Consider the following 16,789-nt stretch of genomic DNA (forward strand, 5'->3'; position numbering starts at 1 on the left):
GCGATCCGCGTGGGCACCCCGCGGCGATCGACGGGCCCCCGTGGTCGCCCCGTGTCGACGGATGCGGTGACTCCGCCCGTGTGCCGGGCCGGCGCGGGGTCGGCCTCCGGGTGCTCGATCCGGAAGTTCGTGAATGCGTGCACATGTCCACATCGGTCCCCACCGCCCCTCGTGCGGGCGGTCATCGATCTTGGTCGACGCCCTTATCACCCCTGGGCGTTCCATCGCCAATTTGCTTGTACGGGCCGTCGATTGATAGCGCGGCACGCCTTTGACCAGCGGTAACACCATCGAATGTCACGTCTCGTGATCACTCGGCCGCTTCGCGTACGAAGATCACCGCTCATACGACTTCATGATCCTTCGTCAGGTGGTGGAGATCACAAAGCCGTTGTCGCACCCCGTGTCGCAGATCACAGGGGGCCGGGCATAGGATGCGGGGCAGTCGGGCTTGTGAACTGCCTCACATGTGCACGATCTTGGTGAGGCAGCGAGCCGGTCGCCCGATGCGGTCCACAGGTCAAGGACGACTGGAAGGAGCGAGGAGCGTGAATGCCTACGCGCCCATCCTCGTGCTCGGCGCCCTCGGGGCAGGGTTTGCGATCTTCTCCGTGGTCATGGCCACGCTTATCGGCCCCAAGCGGTACAACCGGGCAAAGCTCGAAGCGTACGAGTGCGGTATCGAACCCACCCCGACTCCCGCCGGAGGCGGCCGCTTTCCGATCAAGTACTACCTGACGGCGATGCTTTTCATCGTCTTCGACATCGAGATCGTCTTCCTCTATCCCTGGGCGGTCTCCTTCGACGCCCTGGGGATCTTCGGGCTCGTGGAGATGCTGCTCTTCGTGCTCACCGTCTTCGTCGCCTATGCGTATGTATGGCGTCGCGGCGGCCTGGAATGGGACTGAGGGGCTGAGGGGCACACCATGGGACTCGAAGAGAAACTGCCGAGCGGCTTCGTTCTGACCACGGTCGAGCAGGCCGCGGGCTGGGTGCGGAAGTCATCCGTCTTCCCGGCCACGTTCGGACTGGCCTGCTGCGCCATCGAGATGATGACGACCGGCGCGGGCCGCTACGACCTGGCCCGGTTCGGGATGGAGGTCTTCCGCGGATCGCCGCGACAGGCGGACCTGATGATCGTCGCGGGGCGGGTGAGCCAGAAGATGGCGCCCGTCCTGCGGCAGGTCTACGACCAGATGCCGAATCCCAAGTGGGTCATTTCCATGGGAGTCTGTGCGTCATCGGGTGGGATGTTCAACAATTACGCCATTGTGCAGGGTGTTGATCACATTGTCCCGGTCGATATCTATTTGCCGGGTTGTCCGCCTCGCCCCGAGATGCTGCTGGACGCCATCCTCAAGCTCCACCAGAAGATCCAGACCTCCAAGCTCGGGGTCAACGCGGAGGAGGCCGCCCGCGAGGCGGAGGAAGCGGCCCTCAAGGCACTGCCCCTGATCGAGATGAAGGGGCTGCTGCGGTGACCGAGAACTCCGACGCGAACGGCGAGCGGAACGGCAACGCCGTACCCGCCCCGCGCGACACCGGCGGCGAGGTCATCCGCGTCCGCAAGGGCATGTTCGGCGCGAACAACGGCGGCGACACCTCCGGCTACGGCGGCCTCGTCCGCACCATCACCCTGCCGGGAGCCGCCTCCCGGCCGTACGGCGGCTGGTTCGACGAGGTGGCCGACGAGCTGGAAGGGGCCCTGGAGGAACAGGACCTGCTCTCCTCCAACGCCATCGAGAAGACGGTTGTCGACCGCGACGAGCTGACCTTCCACATCGCCCGCGAGCACCTGGTCCAGGTCGCCCGCACGCTGCGCGACGACCCCGCCCTGCGCTTCGAACTCTGTACGGGCGTGAGCGGCGTCCACTTCCTGGGCGACAAGGGCCGCGAGCTGCACGCCGTCTACCACCTGCGGTCCCTCACCCACGGCCGGCTGATCCGGCTGGAGGTGTCCGCCCCGGACAGCGACCCGCACATCCCGTCGCTCGTCGAGATCTACCCGACCAACGACTGGCACGAGCGCGAGGCGTACGACTTCTTCGGGCTCATCTTCGACGGGCACCCGGCCCTGACCCGGATCATGATGCCGGACGACTGGCAGGGCTTCCCGCAGCGCAAGGACTACCCGCTCGGCGGTATCGCCGTCGAGTACAAGGGCGCCCAGATCCCGGCTCCGGACCAGCGGAGGTCGTACTCCTGATGACCACTCCCCACGCGACACCCCGTGCCACGACCGAGGGGACTGTATATACAGTCACCGGCGGCGACTGGGACGAGGTCGTCGAATCCGCGGTGAAGTCCGACGACGAGCGCATCATCGTCAACATGGGTCCCCAGCACCCGTCCACGCACGGCGTGCTGCGCCTCATCCTGGAGATCGACGGCGAGACCGTCACCGAGGCCCGCTGCGGCATCGGCTACCTCCACACCGGCATCGAGAAGAACCTCGAATTCCGCAACTGGACGCAGGGCACCACCTTCGTCACGCGGATGGACTACCTGACGCCGTTCTTCAACGAGACGGCGTACTGCCTGGGCGTCGAGAAGCTCCTCGGCATCGAGGACCAGATCCCCGACCGGGCCACCGTCCTGCGCGTGCTGCTGATGGAGCTCAACCGGATCTCCTCGCACCTGGTGTGCGTCGCCACCGGCGGCATGGAGCTCGGCGCGACCACGATCATGATCTACGGCTTCCGCGATCGTGAACTGGTTCTCGACCTCTTCGAACTCTTCACCGGCCTGCGGATGAACCACGCGTTCGTCCGCCCCGGCGGCCTCGCCCAGGACCTGCCCCCGGGCGCGATCGACCGGCTGCGCGAGTTCATCAAGACCATGAAGAAGAACCTGCCGGAGTACGACAAGCTCGCCACCGGCAACCCGATCTTCAAGGCCCGTATGCAGGACGTCGGCTACCTCGACCTCTCCGGCTGCATGGCGCTCGGCGCCACCGGCCCGGTGCTGCGCTCCGCCGGACTCCCGCACGACCTGCGCAAGAGCGACCCGTACTGCGGCTACGAGACCTACGACTTCGAGGTCCCGACCGCCGACACCTGCGACTCCTACGGACGCTTCCTGATCCGCCTGGAGGAGATGCGCCAGTCGCTGCGCATCATCGAGCAGTGCATCGACCGCCTGGAGCCCGGGCCGGTCATGGTCGCCGACAAGAAGATCGCCTGGCCCGCCCAGCTCGCCCTCGGCCCGGACGGACTCGGCAACTCGCTCGACCACATCCGGAACATCATGGGCACCTCCATGGAAGCCCTGATCCACCACTTCAAGCTGGTGACCGAGGGCTTCCGGGTCCCGGCCGGGCAGACGTACACCGCCGTCGAGTCCCCCAAGGGCGAACTCGGCGTGCACGTCGTCTCCGACGGTGGCACCCGCCCCTACCGGGTCCACTTCCGCGACCCGTCCTTCACCAACCTCCAGGCCATGGCGGCGATGTGCGAAGGCGGCCAGGTCGCCGACGTCATCGTCGCCGTCGCGTCCATCGACCCCGTGATGGGAGGCGTCGACCGGTGACCACATCACGCCAAGACGTCAGTCTGGGGATGCCGCAGCTCCCCGCCACCCCCTACCCGGCCGAGGTGCGCGCCCGGCTCGACGCGGACGCGAAGGAGGTGCTCGCCCGCTACCCCGGCAGCCGCTCCGCCCTGCTGCCGCTGCTGCACCTCGTGCAGTCCGAGGAGGGATACGTCTCCCGTACGGGCATGGCCTTCTGCGCCGAGACGCTCGACCTCACCACCGCCGAGGTCACCGCCGTCGCGACGTTCTACTCCATGTACCGGCGCAGGCCCAGCGGCGACTACCAGGTCGGCGTCTGCACCAACACCCTGTGCGCGGTCATGGGCGGCGACGCCATCTTCGACACGCTCAAGGAGCACCTCGGCGTCGGCAACAACGAGACCACCGACGACGGCAAGGTCACCCTCGAACACATCGAGTGCAACGCCGCCTGCGACTTCGCGCCCGTCGTGATGGTCAACTGGGAGTTCTTCGACAACCAGACGCCCCAGAGCGCCACGCAGCTCGTCGACGACCTGATCGCCGGCCGGACCGTCGAGCCCACCCGCGGCGCGCCGATCTGCTCGTACAAGGAGACGGCCCGCATCCTGGCCGGCTTCCCCGACGAGCGGCCCGGCGCCGTCGAGGCGACCGGCGGCGCGGGCCCCGCCTCCCTCGTCGGGCTGAAGCTCGCCAAGGGCGAGGCGCTTCCGCAGGCGCGCGTGGTCTCCCCGCGCGCCGGACAGCCCCAGGACGCGCAGCCGCACGACGCGCAGCCGCAGGACGGACAGCCGCACGACCCTTCGCCGTCCGAGCACCTCAGCTCGCACGACGCACCGCAGCAGACCTCGGCCTCGGACCCGGAGCACCCGGCCGGGCCCGCAGCCGAGGAGGGGGAGTGATGACCTTGGCCGCCGAGATCGACCACAACGGGACGAGCCCCGAGAAGCTGCTCGCACCCGTCCTCTCCGCCTTCTGGGACCAGCCCGACTCCTGGACCCTGGACACCTACCGCCGCCACGACGGCTACGAAGGGCTGCGCAAGGCACTCGCCATGGCGCCCGACGACCTCATCGCGTACGTCAAGGACTCCGGTCTGCGCGGACGCGGCGGCGCGGGCTTCCCCACCGGGATGAAGTGGCAGTTCATCCCGCAGGGCGACGGCAAACCGCACTATCTGGTGGTCAACGCCGACGAGTCGGAGCCGGGGACCTGCAAGGACATCCCGCTCCTCTTCGCCAACCCGCACAGCCTCATCGAGGGCATCGTGATCGCCTGTTACGCGATCCGTTCGTCGCACGCGTTCATCTATCTGCGCGGTGAGGTCGTCCCCGTGCTGCGACGACTGCACGAGGCCGTACGAGAGGCGTACGAGGCGGGTTATCTGGGGACGAACGTCCTGGGTTCAGGACTCGATCTGGAACTCACGGTGCACGCGGGCGCCGGTGCGTACATCTGTGGTGAGGAAACCGCGCTGCTCGACTCTCTCGAAGGACGGCGTGGCCAGCCCCGGCTGCGGCCCCCCTTCCCTGCGGTCGCCGGTCTGTACGCCTGCCCCACTGTGGTGAACAACGTCGAGTCCATCGCCTCGGTTCCCGCGATCCTGAACAAGGGCAAGGACTGGTTCAAGTCGATGGGCAGCGAGAAGTCCCCGGGCTTCACGCTCTACTCGCTCAGCGGCCATGTCACCAGCCCCGGCCAGTACGAGGCCCCGCTCGGCATCACGCTGCGCCAGCTCCTCGACATGAGCGGCGGCATCCGGGCCGGTCACCGCCTGAAGTTCTGGACCCCGGGCGGCTCCTCCACCCCGATGTTCACCGAGGAGCACCTCGACGTCCCCCTCGACTACGAGGGCGTCGGCGCCGCCGGCTCCATGCTCGGCACCAAGGCGCTCCAGTGCTTCGACGAGACGACCTGCGTCGTGCGGGCCGTCACCCGCTGGACCGAGTTCTACGCCCACGAGTCCTGCGGCAAGTGCACGCCCTGCCGCGAAGGGACGTACTGGCTGGTCCAGTTGCTCCGCGACATCGAGGCCGGCAAGGGCGAGATGGCCGACCTCGACAAGCTCAACGACATCGCCGACAACATCAACGGCAAGTCGTTCTGCGCGCTCGGCGACGGCGCGGCCTCGCCGATCTTCTCCTCGCTCAAGTACTTCCGCGAGGAGTACGAGCAGCACATCACCGGCAAGGGCTGCCCCTTCGACCCCGCCCGGTCCACGGCCTGGGCCGACGACAAGAACACCGACGGCAAGAACGCTCACCGGGGGGTGAACGCATGACAGTCACCACGAGTGCGCCCTCCGGGGGCGGCGAGGCGGCGATCCCGCCCGAGGACCTGGTCACGCTGACCATCGACGGCATCGAGATCAGCGTCCCCAAGGGGACCCTGGTCATCCGCGCCGCCGAGCTCCTCGGCATCGAGATCCCGCGCTTCTGCGACCACCCGCTCCTCGACCCCGCCGGCGCCTGCCGCCAGTGCATCGTCGAGGTCGAGGGCCAGCGCAAGCCCATGGCCTCCTGCACCATCACCTGCACCGACGGCATGGTCGTCAAGTCGCAGATCACCTCTCCTGTCGCCGAGAAGGCGCAGAAGGGCGTGATGGAGCTCCTGCTGATCAACCATCCGCTGGACTGCCCCGTCTGCGACAAGGGCGGCGAGTGCCCGCTCCAGAACCAGGCGATGTCGCACGGCGCCGCCGACTCCCGCTTCGACGGCAAGAAGCGGACCTTCGAGAAGCCGGTCGCGATCTCCACCCAGGTGCTGCTGGACCGCGAGCGGTGCGTGCTCTGCGCGCGCTGCACCCGGTTCTCCAACCAGGTGGCGGGCGACCCGATGATCGAGCTGATCGAGCGCGGCGCCCTCCAGCAGGTCGGCACCGGCGAGGGCGACCCCTTCGAGTCGTACTTCTCCGGCAACACCATCCAGATCTGCCCGGTCGGCGCGCTGACCTCGGCGGCGTACCGATTCCGCTCCCGTCCCTTCGACCTGGTCTCCACGCCCTCGGTGTGCGAGCAGTGCGCGGGCGGCTGCTCGACCCGCACCGACCACCGGCGCGGCAAGGTCATGCGCCGCCTCGCGGCCAACGAGCCCGAGGTCAACGAGGAGTGGCTCTGCGACAAGGGGCGGTTCGGCTTCCGTTACGCCCAGCAGCGCGACCGGCTCACCACCCCGCTGGTCCGCAACGCCGAGGGCGTCCTGGAACCGGCGAGCTGGCCCGAGGCGCTGGAAGCCGCGGCGGCCGGGCTCCTCGCCGCCCGCGGCCGTACCGGCGTCCTGACCGGCGGCCGGCTGACCGTCGAGGACGCCTACGCGTACAGCAAGTTCGCCCGGGTCGCCCTCGACACCAACGACGTCGACTTCCGCTCCCGGGTCCACAGCGCCGAGGAGGCCGACTTCCTGGCCGCCCGGGTCGCCGGACGCGGCCGGGACCTGGACGGCGAGGGGGTCACGTACACCGCGCTGGAGAAGGCCCCCGCGGTCCTGCTCATCGGGTTCGAGTCCGAGGAGGAGGCGCCCGGCGTCTTCCTGCGGCTGCGCAAGGCCCACCGCAAGAGCGGCCAGAAGACCTTCGCGCTCGCCTCGCACGCCACCCGGGGCCTGGTGAAGGCGGGCGGCACCCTGCTGCCCGCCGCCCCCGGCACCGAGACCGAGTGGCTGGACGCGCTCGCGGGCGGCGTCGGCCTGGAGGCCGAAGGGGCCGCCGCGGCCGAGGCGCTCCGCGCCGAGCACTCCCTGATCATCGTCGGTGAACGGCTCGCCGGAGTGCCCGGTGCGCTGTCCGCCGCCGTCCGCACCGCCACCGCCACCGGCGCACGCCTGGTGTGGATCCCGCGCCGGGCGGGCGACCGGGGCGCGGTGGAGGGGGGCGCGCTCCCCACCCTGCTGCCCGGCGGCCGCCCGGCCACCGACCCGCGGGCCCGCGAGGAGGTCGCGGAGCTGTGGCGTGTGGCCGAACTGCCCACCCGCCACGGCCGCGACACCGACCAGATCGTCGAGGCCGCGGCCACCGGCGAACTGGGCGCGCTCCTCGTCGCCGGGGTCGGCGTCGAGGACCTGCCCGACCCGAACCGTGCCATCCAGGCGCTGAACGAGGTCGGCTTCCTGGTCTCGCTGGAACTGCGGCCGAGCGCGGTCACCGCCCGGGCGGACGTGGTCTTCCCGGTCGCCGCCGTCGCGGAGAAGTCCGGCACCTTCCTCAACTGGGAGGGCCGGGTCCGGATGTTCCAGGCGGCGCTGAAGCCGGAGCAGATGCCCCGGACGCTGGCGCCGACGGACTCCCGGGTGCTGCACATGCTGGCCGACGCCATGGACGTGCACTTCGCCCTGCCGGACCTGACCGCCGCCCGCCGCGAGCTGGACCGGCTCGGCGGCTGGGAGGGCGGCCACGCGGAGGACCCGCGCGAGAGCGCCCAGCCGCTGCCACGGCCCGGCGACGGCGAGGCGGTCCTCGCGGGCCACCGGATGCTGCTCGACCTCGGCCGGCTCCAGGACGGCGACACCGCGCTCGCCGGGACCCGGCACGCGGCCGTCGCCCGGCTCTCGCCGGTCACCGCCGCCGAGTCCGGTGTCAAGGACGGCGACCTGCTCGCCGTCACCGGCCCCGCGGGCACCGTCGAACTGCCCCTCGCGGTCACCGACATGCCGGACCGGGTGGTCTGGGTGCCGCTGAACTCGGTGGGGCGCGGCATCCCCGCCGACACCGGCGCGAACCCCGGCGGCCTGGTGCGGATCGGTCCCGCCGCCGCACCGGGTGCTCCCGTCGAACCATCGGAGGTACGAGCGTGACTGGCCTCGCCGCATTCACGACGGCGCCCGAGGGCGTCGTCCTCGCCGCCGAGGATCTCTCGATGTTCGGCACCGACCCCTGGTGGCTCGTCGTCATCAAGGCGGTCTTCTGCTTCGCGTTCCTGATGGTGACCGTGCTGTTCTCCATCGTGTGGGAGCGCAAGGTCGTGGCCTGGATGCAGCTGCGCATCGGCCCCAACCGCAACGGCCCCTGGGGCATGCTCCAGTCGCTCGCCGACGGCATGAAGCTCATGCTCAAGGAAGACGTCGTCGTCAAGCGGGCCGACAAGGTCGTCTACATCCTGGCGCCGATCATCGCGGCGATCCCGGCGTTCATGGCGATCGCGGTCATCCCGTTCGGCCCCGCCGACAACCAGGTGTCGATCTTCGGGCAGCGCACGACGATGCAGTTGACCGACCTCCCGATCGCGATGCTCTACATTCTCGCGGTCGCCTCGGTCGGCATCTACGGCCTCGTGCTGGCGGGCTGGTCCTCCGGATCGACGTACCCGCTGCTCGGCGGTCTGCGCTCCGCCGCCCAGATGATCAGCTACGAGATCGCGATGGGCGCCGCGTTCGCCTCGGTGTTCCTCTACTCCGGGTCGATGTCGACCTCGGCGATCGTGGAGGCCCAGGCGGACCGGTGGTTCGTGATCCTGCTGCCGGTCTCCTTCATCATCTACATCATCACGATGGTCGGTGAGACCAACCGGGCGCCGTTCGACATGCCGGAGTCCGAGGGCGACCTCGTCGGCGGGTTCAACACCGAGTACTCCTCGATCAAGTTCGCGATGTTCATGCTCGCCGAGTACGTCAACATGGTCACCGTCTCCGCGGTCTCCGTGACCCTCTTCCTGGGCGGCTGGCGGGCTCCGTACCCGATCAGCACCTTCTGGGAGGGCGCGAACCAGGGCTGGTGGCCGATGCTCTGGTTCGTCCTCAAGGTCCAGCTGCTGCTGTTCTTCTTCATCTGGCTGCGCGGCACCCTGCCCCGGGTCCGCTACGACCAGCTGATGAAGCTCGGCTGGAAGGTCCTCATCCCGGTCTCCGTGGTCTGGCTGATGCTCGTCGCCACCGTTCGCGCCCTGCGCAACGAGGGCTACGACTTCTCCCGGATCGTGCTGTACGTCGGAGCGGCCGTGCTCGCGATCCTGCTGATCTCGTTCATCGTCGACATGTTCCGCGACCGCAGGAACCGGGCCGAGGAGGAAGCGGCCGGGCCGGAGCCCGCCTTCGATCCGATGGCGGGCGGGTTCCCGGTGCCTCCGCTGCCCGGACAGACCCTGCCGCCGGTGCCCAGGCGCACACCACGACGGGAGCGGGAGCTCGTTGTCAGTGGTGGACCGGATACTCAGAGTGACGGAAACGCGAGTGACGGAAAGGAGGCCGGCGGTGTCTGAGAAACCAGAGCTCACGGGCTCATCGGGATCCGCTGGATCCTCGGGCCGGGCGGGGGAGTCGGGGGACAAGTTCCAGAACCCCGTGGCCGGCTTCGGCGTGACCTTCAAGGCCATGTTCAAGAAGCGGCTCACCGAGCAGTATCCGGAGACGCCGAAGGTGACGGCGCCCCGCTTCCACGGCCGCCATCAGCTCAACCGCCACCCGGACGGCCTGGAGAAGTGCGTCGGCTGCGAGCTGTGCGCCTGGGCCTGTCCGGCGGACGCGATCTACGTGGAGGGCGCGGACAACACCGAGGAGGAGCGCTACTCCCCGGGAGAGCGCTACGGCCGCGTCTACCAGATCAATTACGCGCGCTGCATCCTGTGCGGACTCTGCATCGAGGCCTGCCCCACCCGGGCACTGACGATGACGAACGAGTTCGAGCTGGCCAACACCACCCGCGAGAGCCTCATCTACACCAAGGACGAGCTGCTCGCGGGCCTGGAAGAGGGCATGGTCGACAGCCCGCACGCGATCTTCCCCGGCATGGACGAGCAGGACTACTACCGGGGAGTGGTCACCGAGGCCGCCCCCGGCACGGTCCGTCAGACGGCCGTGTCCAAGGGCGAGGGCGACAAGCCCGACGAGGACCCCATCGAGTCCACCCGGGCCGCCGACGCCACCCGGCAGGACAAGGGGGTGGGGGCGTGAACGCGCTGGCCGCAGCCACCACCACCTCGACGGGCGAGGCCTTCCAGTTCTGGATCCTGGGCACCGTCGCCGTGATCGGCGCGCTCTCCACGGCCCTGCTGAAGAGGGCCGTGCACAGCGCGCTCTCGCTCGCCGGCACCATGATCGTCCTGGCGGTGTTCTACCTCGCCAACGGGGCGTATTTCCTCGGCATCGTCCAGATCGTCGTCTACACCGGCGCGATCATGATGCTGTTCCTCTTCGTCGTCATGCTCGTCGGCGTCACCGCCGCCGACTCCCTCAAGGAGACCATCAAGGGGCAGCGCTGGCTGGCCCTCGGCTGCTCCCTCGGATTCGGCATCCTGCTGATCGCCGGCATCGGCAACGCCTCCCTCAGCACGTTCGAGGGGCTCGGCGCCGCCAACGCGGCGCACGGCGGCAATATCGAGGGGCTCGCCAACCTCATCTTCACGAAGTACGTCTTCGCCTTCGAGATCACCGGCGCCCTGCTGATCACCGCGACGGTCGGCGCGATGGTGCTCACGCACCGCGAGCGCACCGAGCGGGCCAAGACCCAGCGGGAGATGTCCGAGGAGCGCGTGCGCGGCAAGCACCTCCCGCCGCTCCCCGCACCCGGCGTCTACGCCCGGCACAACGCGGTGGACATCCCCGGTCTGCTCCCCGACGGCACGCCGTCCGAGCTGACCGTCATGCAGACGCTGCGTCGGCGCGGCCAGATCCGTGATGTCTCGCAGCAGTCCCTCGCCGATCTCAAGGCCCTGGAGCAGCGCTCCGGGGAGCGGCTCGGACGTGAGGACGCGGACGCCGTGGCACGCGGAGCCAATCCCCCGTCCGCGGCGGAGAATTCGGAGGCCGCCAAGTGAACCCGGTCAACTACCTCTACCTCGCGGCCCTGCTGTTCGCGATCGGCGCCTCCGGGGTGCTGGTCCGGCGGAACGCGATCGTGGTGTTCATGTGCGTCGAGCTGATGCTCAACGCCTGCAATCTGGCGCTCGTCACGTTCTCCCGGATGCACGGCAACCTCGACGGGCAGATCGTCGCGTTCTTCACGATGGTCGTCGCCGCCGCGGAAGTCGTCGTCGGACTCGCGATCATCGTGTCGTTGTTCCGCTCCCGCCACTCGGCCTCGGTCGACGACGCCAGCCTGATGAAGCTGTAAGGGGTCGGAAACGTGGAGAACCTGATTGCGCTGCTCGTCGCGGCGCCCCTGCTCGGAGCGGCGGTCCTGCTCTGCGGCGGACGCCGACTGGACAAGACCGGCCACTGGCTCGGCACCGTCCTCGCCGGAGCCTCGTTCGTCGTCGGACTGATTCTGTTCACCGACATGCTGGGGAAGGACGCCGAGGACCGGGCCCTGCACCAGCACCTGTTCAGCTGGATTCCGGTGGAGGGCTTCCAGGCCGACATCGCCTTCCAGCTCGACCAGTTGTCGATGACGTTCGTCCTGCTCATCACCGGTGTGGGCACCCTGATCCACATCTACTCCATCGGCTACATGGAGCACGACGAGCGCAGGCGCCGCTTCTTCGGCTACCTCAACCTGTTCCTCGCGGCGATGCTCATCCTGGTCATCGCCGACAACTACCTCCTGCTGTACGTCGGGTGGGAGGGCGTCGGTCTGGCGTCGTTCCTGCTCATCGGCTTCTGGCAGCACAAGCCCACCGCGGCCACCGCCGCGAAGAAGGCCTTCCTGGTCAACCGGGTCGGCGACATGGGCCTGTCGATCGCCATCATGCTGATGTTCACCACCTTCGGCACCTTCGCCTTCGGGCCGGTGCTGGAGTCGGCGGGCGAGACGAGCCAGGGCAAGCTGACCGCCATCGGGCTGATGCTGCTGCTGGCCGCCTGCGGCAAGTCGGCCCAGGTGCCGCTGCAGTCCTGGCTCGGCGACGCGATGGAGGGCCCGACCCCGGTCTCCGCCCTCATCCACGCCGCGACCATGGTCACCGCCGGCGTCTATCTCATCGTCCGCTCCGGCGCGATCTTCAACGCCGCCCCGGACGCCCAGCTGGTCGTCGTCATCGTCGGCGCGGTCACGTTGATCTTCGGTGCGATCGTCGGTTGCGCGAAGGACGACATCAAGAAGGCCCTCGCCGGCTCCACGATGTCGCAGATCGGCTACATGATCCTGGCCGCGGGCCTCGGCCCCATCGGCTACATCTTCGCGATCATGCACCTGGTGACGCACGGCTTCTTCAAGGCCGGGCTCTTCCTCGGCGCGGGCTCCGTCATGCACGGCATGAACGACGAGGTCGACATGCGCAAGTACGGCGGCCTGCGGAAGTACATGCCGGTCACCTTCGTCACCTTCGGTCTCGGCTATCTGGCCATCATCGGTTTCCCCGGCCTGTCCGGCTTCTTCTCCAAGGACAAGATCATCGAGGCGGCCTTCGCCAAGGGCGGCACCGAGGGCTGGATCCTCGGCTCCGTGGCCCTGCTGGGCGCCGCGATCACCGCGTTCTACATGACGCGCGTGATGCTGATGACGTTCTTCGGCGAGAAGCGCTGGCGGCCGGACGCGGAGGGCCACGAGCCGCACCCGCACGAGTCCCCGAAGTCGATGACGATCCCGATGATCGTGCTGGCCTTCGGCTCGGTCTTCGCCGGCGGGTTCTTCGCGATCGGCGACCGGTTCATCAACTGGCTGGAGCCCGTCACCGGTTACGACCACGGGCACGCCCCGCTGAGCGCGACCACGGTCACCGGAGCCACCGTGGTGGCCCTGGTCGTCGGCGTCGGGATCGCCTGGGCGATGTACGGGCGCAAGCCCGTGCCCGTCGTCGCCCCGCGCGGCTCGGTCCTCACCCGGGCCGCCCGCCGCGATCTCCTCCAGGACGACTTCAACCACGTGGTCCTGGTCCGCGGCGGCGAGCACCTCACCCGCTCGCTGGTCTACGTGGACCACTCCCTGGTCGACGGCGTCGTCAACGGCACGGCCGCCTCGGTCGGCGGGCTCTCCGGCCGGCTGCGCAAGCTGCAGAACGGCTACGCCCGCACCTACGCGGTCTCGATGTTCGGCGGTACGGCGGTCGTCATCGCCGCGACCCTGCTGATGAGGGCGGTCTGATCACATGTCCTTTCCCCTCCTGACCGCGACGGCGGCGCTCCCGGCGATCGGCGCCATCGCCACCGCCGCCGTCCCCGCCGCGCGGCGCACCGCGGCCAAATGGCTCGCGCTGCTCTTCTCGCTCGGCACGCTGGTCCTGGCGGCCGTCGTCTTCCTCCGCTTCGAACCGGGCGGCGACCGCTACCAGCTCACCGAGTCCCGGTCCTGGATCGCCGACTTCGGCGTCCGCTACGAACTGGGCGTGGACGGCATCGGGGTGGCGCTCCTCGGCCTCACCGCGCTGCTGATCCCGTTCGTCATCGTCGCGGGCTGGCACGACGCCGACCCCCTGGAGACGAAGTCCTCGCGCTGGCGTCCGACACAGGGCTTCTTCGCCCTGATCCTCATGGTCGAGGCCATGGTGATCCTGTCGTTCGTCGCCACGGACGTCTTCCTCTTCTACATCCTGTTCGAAGCCATGCTCATCCCGATGTACTTCCTCATCGGCGGCTTCGGCGACCGGGCCCACGCGGGCACCGACGAGAACGCCGCGGCCCAGCGGTCGTACGCGGCGGTCAAGTTCCTCCTCTACAACCTGGCCGGCGGTCTGATCATGCTGGCCGCGGTCATCGGCCTCTACGTGGTCGCGGGCAGCTTCTCGCTCTCCGAGATCACCGAGGCCCGGGCCAACGGCTCCCTGGAGATGGCGACCAGCACCGAACGGTGGCTGTTCCTCGGGTTCTTCTTCGCCTTCGCGGTGAAGGCCCCGCTGTGGCCGCTGCACACCTGGCTGCCCAACGCGATGGGCGAGGCGACCGCCCCGGTCGCCGTGCTGATCACCGCGATCGTCGACAAGGTCGGCACCTTCGCGATGCTCCGCTTCTGCCTCGGGCTCTTCCCGGAGGCCAGCAAGTGGGCGACGCCGGTGGTCATCACCCTGGCGCTGATCTCCATCGTGTACGGGGCGCTGCTCGCGGTCGGCCAGCGCGACATCAAGCGGCTCATCGCCTACGCCTCGATCTCGCACTTCGGCTTCATCATCCTGGGCATCTTCGCGATGACCAGCCAGGGCCAGTCGGGCGCCACGCTCTACATGGTCAACCACGGGATCTCGACGGCCGCGCTGCTGCTGGTCGCCGGATTCCTCATCACCCGGCGCGGATCACGGCTCATCGCGGACTACGGCGGGGTGCAGAAGGTCGCCCCCGTGCTGGCCGGGACGTTCCTCATCGGCGGGCTCGCCACCCTGTCGCTGCCCGGACTCGCCCCGTTCGTCAGTGAGTTCCTGGTCCTCGTCGGCACGTTCAGCGCGTATCCGGTGGCCGGCATCATCGCCACCTCCGGCATCGTGCTCGCCGCGCTCTACGTCCTGGTCCTCTACCAGCGCACGATGACCGGCCCGGTGAAGGAATCGGTCCGGTCCATGCCGGACCTCAGGGCCCGGGAGCTGGCGGTCGCGCTTCCGCTGATCGCCGTGCTGATCTTCCTGGGCGTCTTCCCGAAGCCGCTCACCGAGGTCGTCAACCCGGCGGTGGAGCACACCATGTCCGACGTACAGAAGAAGGACCCCCAGCCCGAGGTGGAGGCCGCCAAGTGAGCGCAACAGCTGTCCACAGTCTGTGGACGACGGCGAGCGGGGTGACATCGGCGGCACCGGGCAACTCGTTCACGGCGCCGAAGATCGAGTACACCCAGCTGATGCCGGTCCTGATCATCGTGGTCGCCGCCGTCCTGGGCATCCTGGTGGAGGCCTTCGTGCCGCGCCGGGCCCGCTACCACGCCCAGCTCTTCCTGACCGTGGTGGCGGTCGCCGGCTCGTTCGCCGCGATCGTCGGCCTCGCGGCCGGCGGATACGGCACCACGGACGCCGGGATCGTGGCCATGGGCGCCATCGCGATCGACGGCCCCACCCTGTTCCTCCAGGGCACCATTCTCCTGGTCGCCATGGTGGCGGTGTTCACCTTCGCCGAGCGCCGGCTCGACCCCACCACCCACGGCAACCGGGTCGACTCGTTCGCCGCGCAGGCCGGTTCCGTACCGGGCGGCGAGGGCGAGAAGGCCGCGGTGCGGGCCGGGTTCACCACCACCGAGGTCTTCCCGCTCCTGCTCTTCTCGGTGGCGGGGCTGCTGGTCTTCCCGGCCGCCAACGACCTGCTGACCCTCTTCATCGCGCTGGAAGTCTTCTCGCTCCCGCTCTACCTCCTGTGCGCCGTCGCCCGCCGCAAGCGGCTGATGTCGCAGGAGGCGGCCGTGAAGTACTTCCTGCTCGGCGCGTTCTCCTCGGCGTTCCTGCTCTTCGGGATCGCCCTCCTCTACGGCTACTCGGGCTCCCTCGGGTACGCGGAGATCGCCAACGTCGTCGACGGCTCGGTCCTGGAGATCGACCCGGCCCTCGCCGACACCATGGGCAACGACGCACTGCTGCTCATCGGCGGCGCGATGATCCTGACAGGCCTGCTCTTCAAGGTCGGCGCGGTCCCGTTCCACATGTGGACCCCGGACGTCTACCAGGGCGCCCCGACCCCGGTGACCGGCTTCATGGCCGCCGCGACGAAGGTCGCCGCGTTCGGCGCCCTGCTGCGCCTGCTGTACGTGGCGCTGCCGGGCCTCGCCTGGGACCTGCGGCCGGTCATGTGGGGGGTGGCCATCGTCACGATGCTGGGCGGCGCGATCGTCGCGATCACCCAGACCGACATCAAGCGACTGCTGGCCTACTCCTCGATCGCGCACGCGGGCTTCATCCTCGCGGGCGTCATCGCGGCCAGCCCGGAGGGCATCTCCTCGGTCCTCTTCTACCTGCTGGCCTACTCCTTCGTGACGGTCGGCGCGTTCGCCGTCGTCACCCTGGTGCGGGACGCGGGCGGCGAGGCCACCCACCTGTCGAAGTGGGCCGGGCTCGGCCGGCGCTCCCCGCTGGTCGCCGCGGTCTTCGCGGTGTTCCTGCTGGCCTTCGCGGGCATCCCGCTGACCTCCGGGTTCTCCGGGAAGTTCGCGGTGTTCAAGGCGGCCGCCGAGGGCGGGGCCGGCGGGCTGGTCGTCGTCGGTGTGCTCTCCTCGGCCGTCGCGGCGTTCTTCTACATCCGCGTGATCGTCCTGATGTTCTTCAGCGAGCCGAAGGAGGACGGCCCCACGGTCGCCGTACCGTCCCCGCTGACCATGACGACGATCGCGGTCGGCGTCGCCGTCACCCTGGTGCTGGGCCTGGCCCCGCAGTACTTCCTGGACCTGGCGAGCCAGGCGGGAGTGTTCGTGCGGTAGCCCGCGCAGTATGCGGGTCAGCAGCGCCGGACGGTCGGTTATCCACAGACCGTCCGGCGTTGTCGTTGCCTCCGCCTATCGTGGACGGGGACGAGA

General features: G+C 69.1%; 14 protein-coding genes. All 14 read left to right on the forward strand.

Translation table 11 applies throughout. The features are described 5' to 3' along the window. Positions 1–548: 548 nt before the first annotated feature. The 14 genes from ACIQRW_RS10110 to nuoN are packed head-to-tail and all read left to right on the forward strand — an operon-like array spanning position 549 to position 16,693. Positions 549–908 carry an NADH-quinone oxidoreductase subunit A gene (locus ACIQRW_RS10110; protein WP_003967084.1) on the forward strand — a complete coding sequence of 120 codons (360 nt, stop codon included), beginning with the start codon at positions 549–551 and terminating at the stop codon, positions 906–908. An 18-nt stretch (positions 909–926) separates the two neighbouring features. Continuing rightward, positions 927–1,481 (forward strand): NADH-quinone oxidoreductase subunit B family protein, encoded by a 555-nt coding sequence (locus ACIQRW_RS10115; RefSeq protein WP_003967083.1) that lies wholly within the window; start codon positions 927–929, stop codon positions 1,479–1,481. After that, a complete protein-coding gene (locus ACIQRW_RS10120; protein WP_403757033.1) occupies positions 1,478–2,206 on the forward strand; it encodes an NADH-quinone oxidoreductase subunit C in 729 nt (242 codons plus the stop codon). Before ACIQRW_RS10115 ends, ACIQRW_RS10120 begins: the two co-directional genes overlap by 4 nt. Further along, on the forward strand, positions 2,206–3,528 hold the full coding sequence (locus ACIQRW_RS10125) for an NADH-quinone oxidoreductase subunit D (protein WP_403757036.1): 1,323 nt from the start codon (positions 2,206–2,208) through the stop codon (positions 3,526–3,528). Before ACIQRW_RS10120 ends, ACIQRW_RS10125 begins: the two co-directional genes overlap by 1 nt. A gap of 29 nt (positions 3,529–3,557) precedes the next feature. After that, positions 3,558–4,412: an NADH-quinone oxidoreductase subunit NuoE gene (gene nuoE / locus ACIQRW_RS10130; RefSeq protein ID WP_403757039.1), complete on the forward strand. Its 855-nt coding sequence runs from the start codon at positions 3,558–3,560 to the stop codon at positions 4,410–4,412. After that, the gene (gene nuoF / locus ACIQRW_RS10135; protein WP_403757042.1) at positions 4,409–5,791 is read left to right on the forward strand and encodes an NADH-quinone oxidoreductase subunit NuoF; all 1,383 of its coding nucleotides are present in this window, start codon (positions 4,409–4,411) and stop codon (positions 5,789–5,791) included. Before nuoE ends, nuoF begins: the two co-directional genes overlap by 4 nt. Continuing rightward, positions 5,788–8,298: an NADH-quinone oxidoreductase subunit G gene (locus ACIQRW_RS10140; RefSeq protein ID WP_403757045.1), complete on the forward strand. Its 2,511-nt coding sequence runs from the start codon at positions 5,788–5,790 to the stop codon at positions 8,296–8,298. Before nuoF ends, ACIQRW_RS10140 begins: the two co-directional genes overlap by 4 nt. Continuing rightward, positions 8,295–9,698: an NADH-quinone oxidoreductase subunit NuoH gene (nuoH, locus tag ACIQRW_RS10145; protein ID WP_403757047.1), complete on the forward strand. Its 1,404-nt coding sequence runs from the start codon at positions 8,295–8,297 to the stop codon at positions 9,696–9,698. Before ACIQRW_RS10140 ends, nuoH begins: the two co-directional genes overlap by 4 nt. Further along, the gene (gene nuoI, locus ACIQRW_RS10150; RefSeq protein ID WP_403757050.1) at positions 9,691–10,389 is read left to right on the forward strand and encodes an NADH-quinone oxidoreductase subunit NuoI; all 699 of its coding nucleotides are present in this window, start codon (positions 9,691–9,693) and stop codon (positions 10,387–10,389) included. Before nuoH ends, nuoI begins: the two co-directional genes overlap by 8 nt. Further along, on the forward strand, positions 10,386–11,252 hold the full coding sequence (locus tag ACIQRW_RS10155) for an NADH-quinone oxidoreductase subunit J (protein ID WP_403757053.1): 867 nt from the start codon (positions 10,386–10,388) through the stop codon (positions 11,250–11,252). Before nuoI ends, ACIQRW_RS10155 begins: the two co-directional genes overlap by 4 nt. Further along, complete coding sequence (nuoK, locus tag ACIQRW_RS10160; protein ID WP_003967074.1) at positions 11,249–11,548, forward strand: NADH-quinone oxidoreductase subunit NuoK; 300 nt, start codon at positions 11,249–11,251, stop codon at positions 11,546–11,548. The genes ACIQRW_RS10155 and nuoK overlap by 4 nt, the downstream gene beginning before the upstream one ends. A 12-nt stretch (positions 11,549–11,560) precedes the next feature. Next, on the forward strand, positions 11,561–13,456 hold the full coding sequence (gene nuoL / locus ACIQRW_RS10165) for an NADH-quinone oxidoreductase subunit L (protein ID WP_403757055.1): 1,896 nt from the start codon (positions 11,561–11,563) through the stop codon (positions 13,454–13,456). A 4-nt stretch (positions 13,457–13,460) separates the two neighbouring features. After that, the gene (locus ACIQRW_RS10170; protein ID WP_403757058.1) at positions 13,461–15,032 is read left to right on the forward strand and encodes an NADH-quinone oxidoreductase subunit M; all 1,572 of its coding nucleotides are present in this window, start codon (positions 13,461–13,463) and stop codon (positions 15,030–15,032) included. Continuing rightward, complete coding sequence (nuoN, locus tag ACIQRW_RS10175) at positions 15,029–16,693, forward strand: NADH-quinone oxidoreductase subunit NuoN (protein WP_403757060.1); 1,665 nt, start codon at positions 15,029–15,031, stop codon at positions 16,691–16,693. Before ACIQRW_RS10170 ends, nuoN begins: the two co-directional genes overlap by 4 nt. Positions 16,694–16,789: the final 96 nt, after the last annotated feature.

Source organism: Streptomyces sp. NPDC091287, from assembly GCF_044768525.1.
GTDB lineage: Bacteria > Actinomycetota > Actinomycetes > Streptomycetales > Streptomycetaceae > Streptomyces.

Bases quoted from the DNA above. Each gene is read 5' to 3' on its own strand.
- ACIQRW_RS10115 (WP_003967083.1), top strand. From the start codon at position 927: ATGGGACTCGAAGAGAAACTGCCGAGCGGCTTCGTTCTGACCACGGTC.
- ACIQRW_RS10125 (WP_403757036.1), top strand. From the start codon at position 2,206: ATGACCACTCCCCACGCGACACCCCGTGCCACGACCGAGGGGACTGTA.
- nuoE (WP_403757039.1), top strand. From the start codon at position 3,558: ATGCCGCAGCTCCCCGCCACCCCCTACCCGGCCGAGGTGCGCGCCCGG.
- ACIQRW_RS10140 (WP_403757045.1), top strand. From the start codon at position 5,788: ATGACAGTCACCACGAGTGCGCCCTCCGGGGGCGGCGAGGCGGCGATC.
- ACIQRW_RS10170 (WP_403757058.1), top strand. From the start codon at position 13,461: ATGTCCTTTCCCCTCCTGACCGCGACGGCGGCGCTCCCGGCGATCGGC.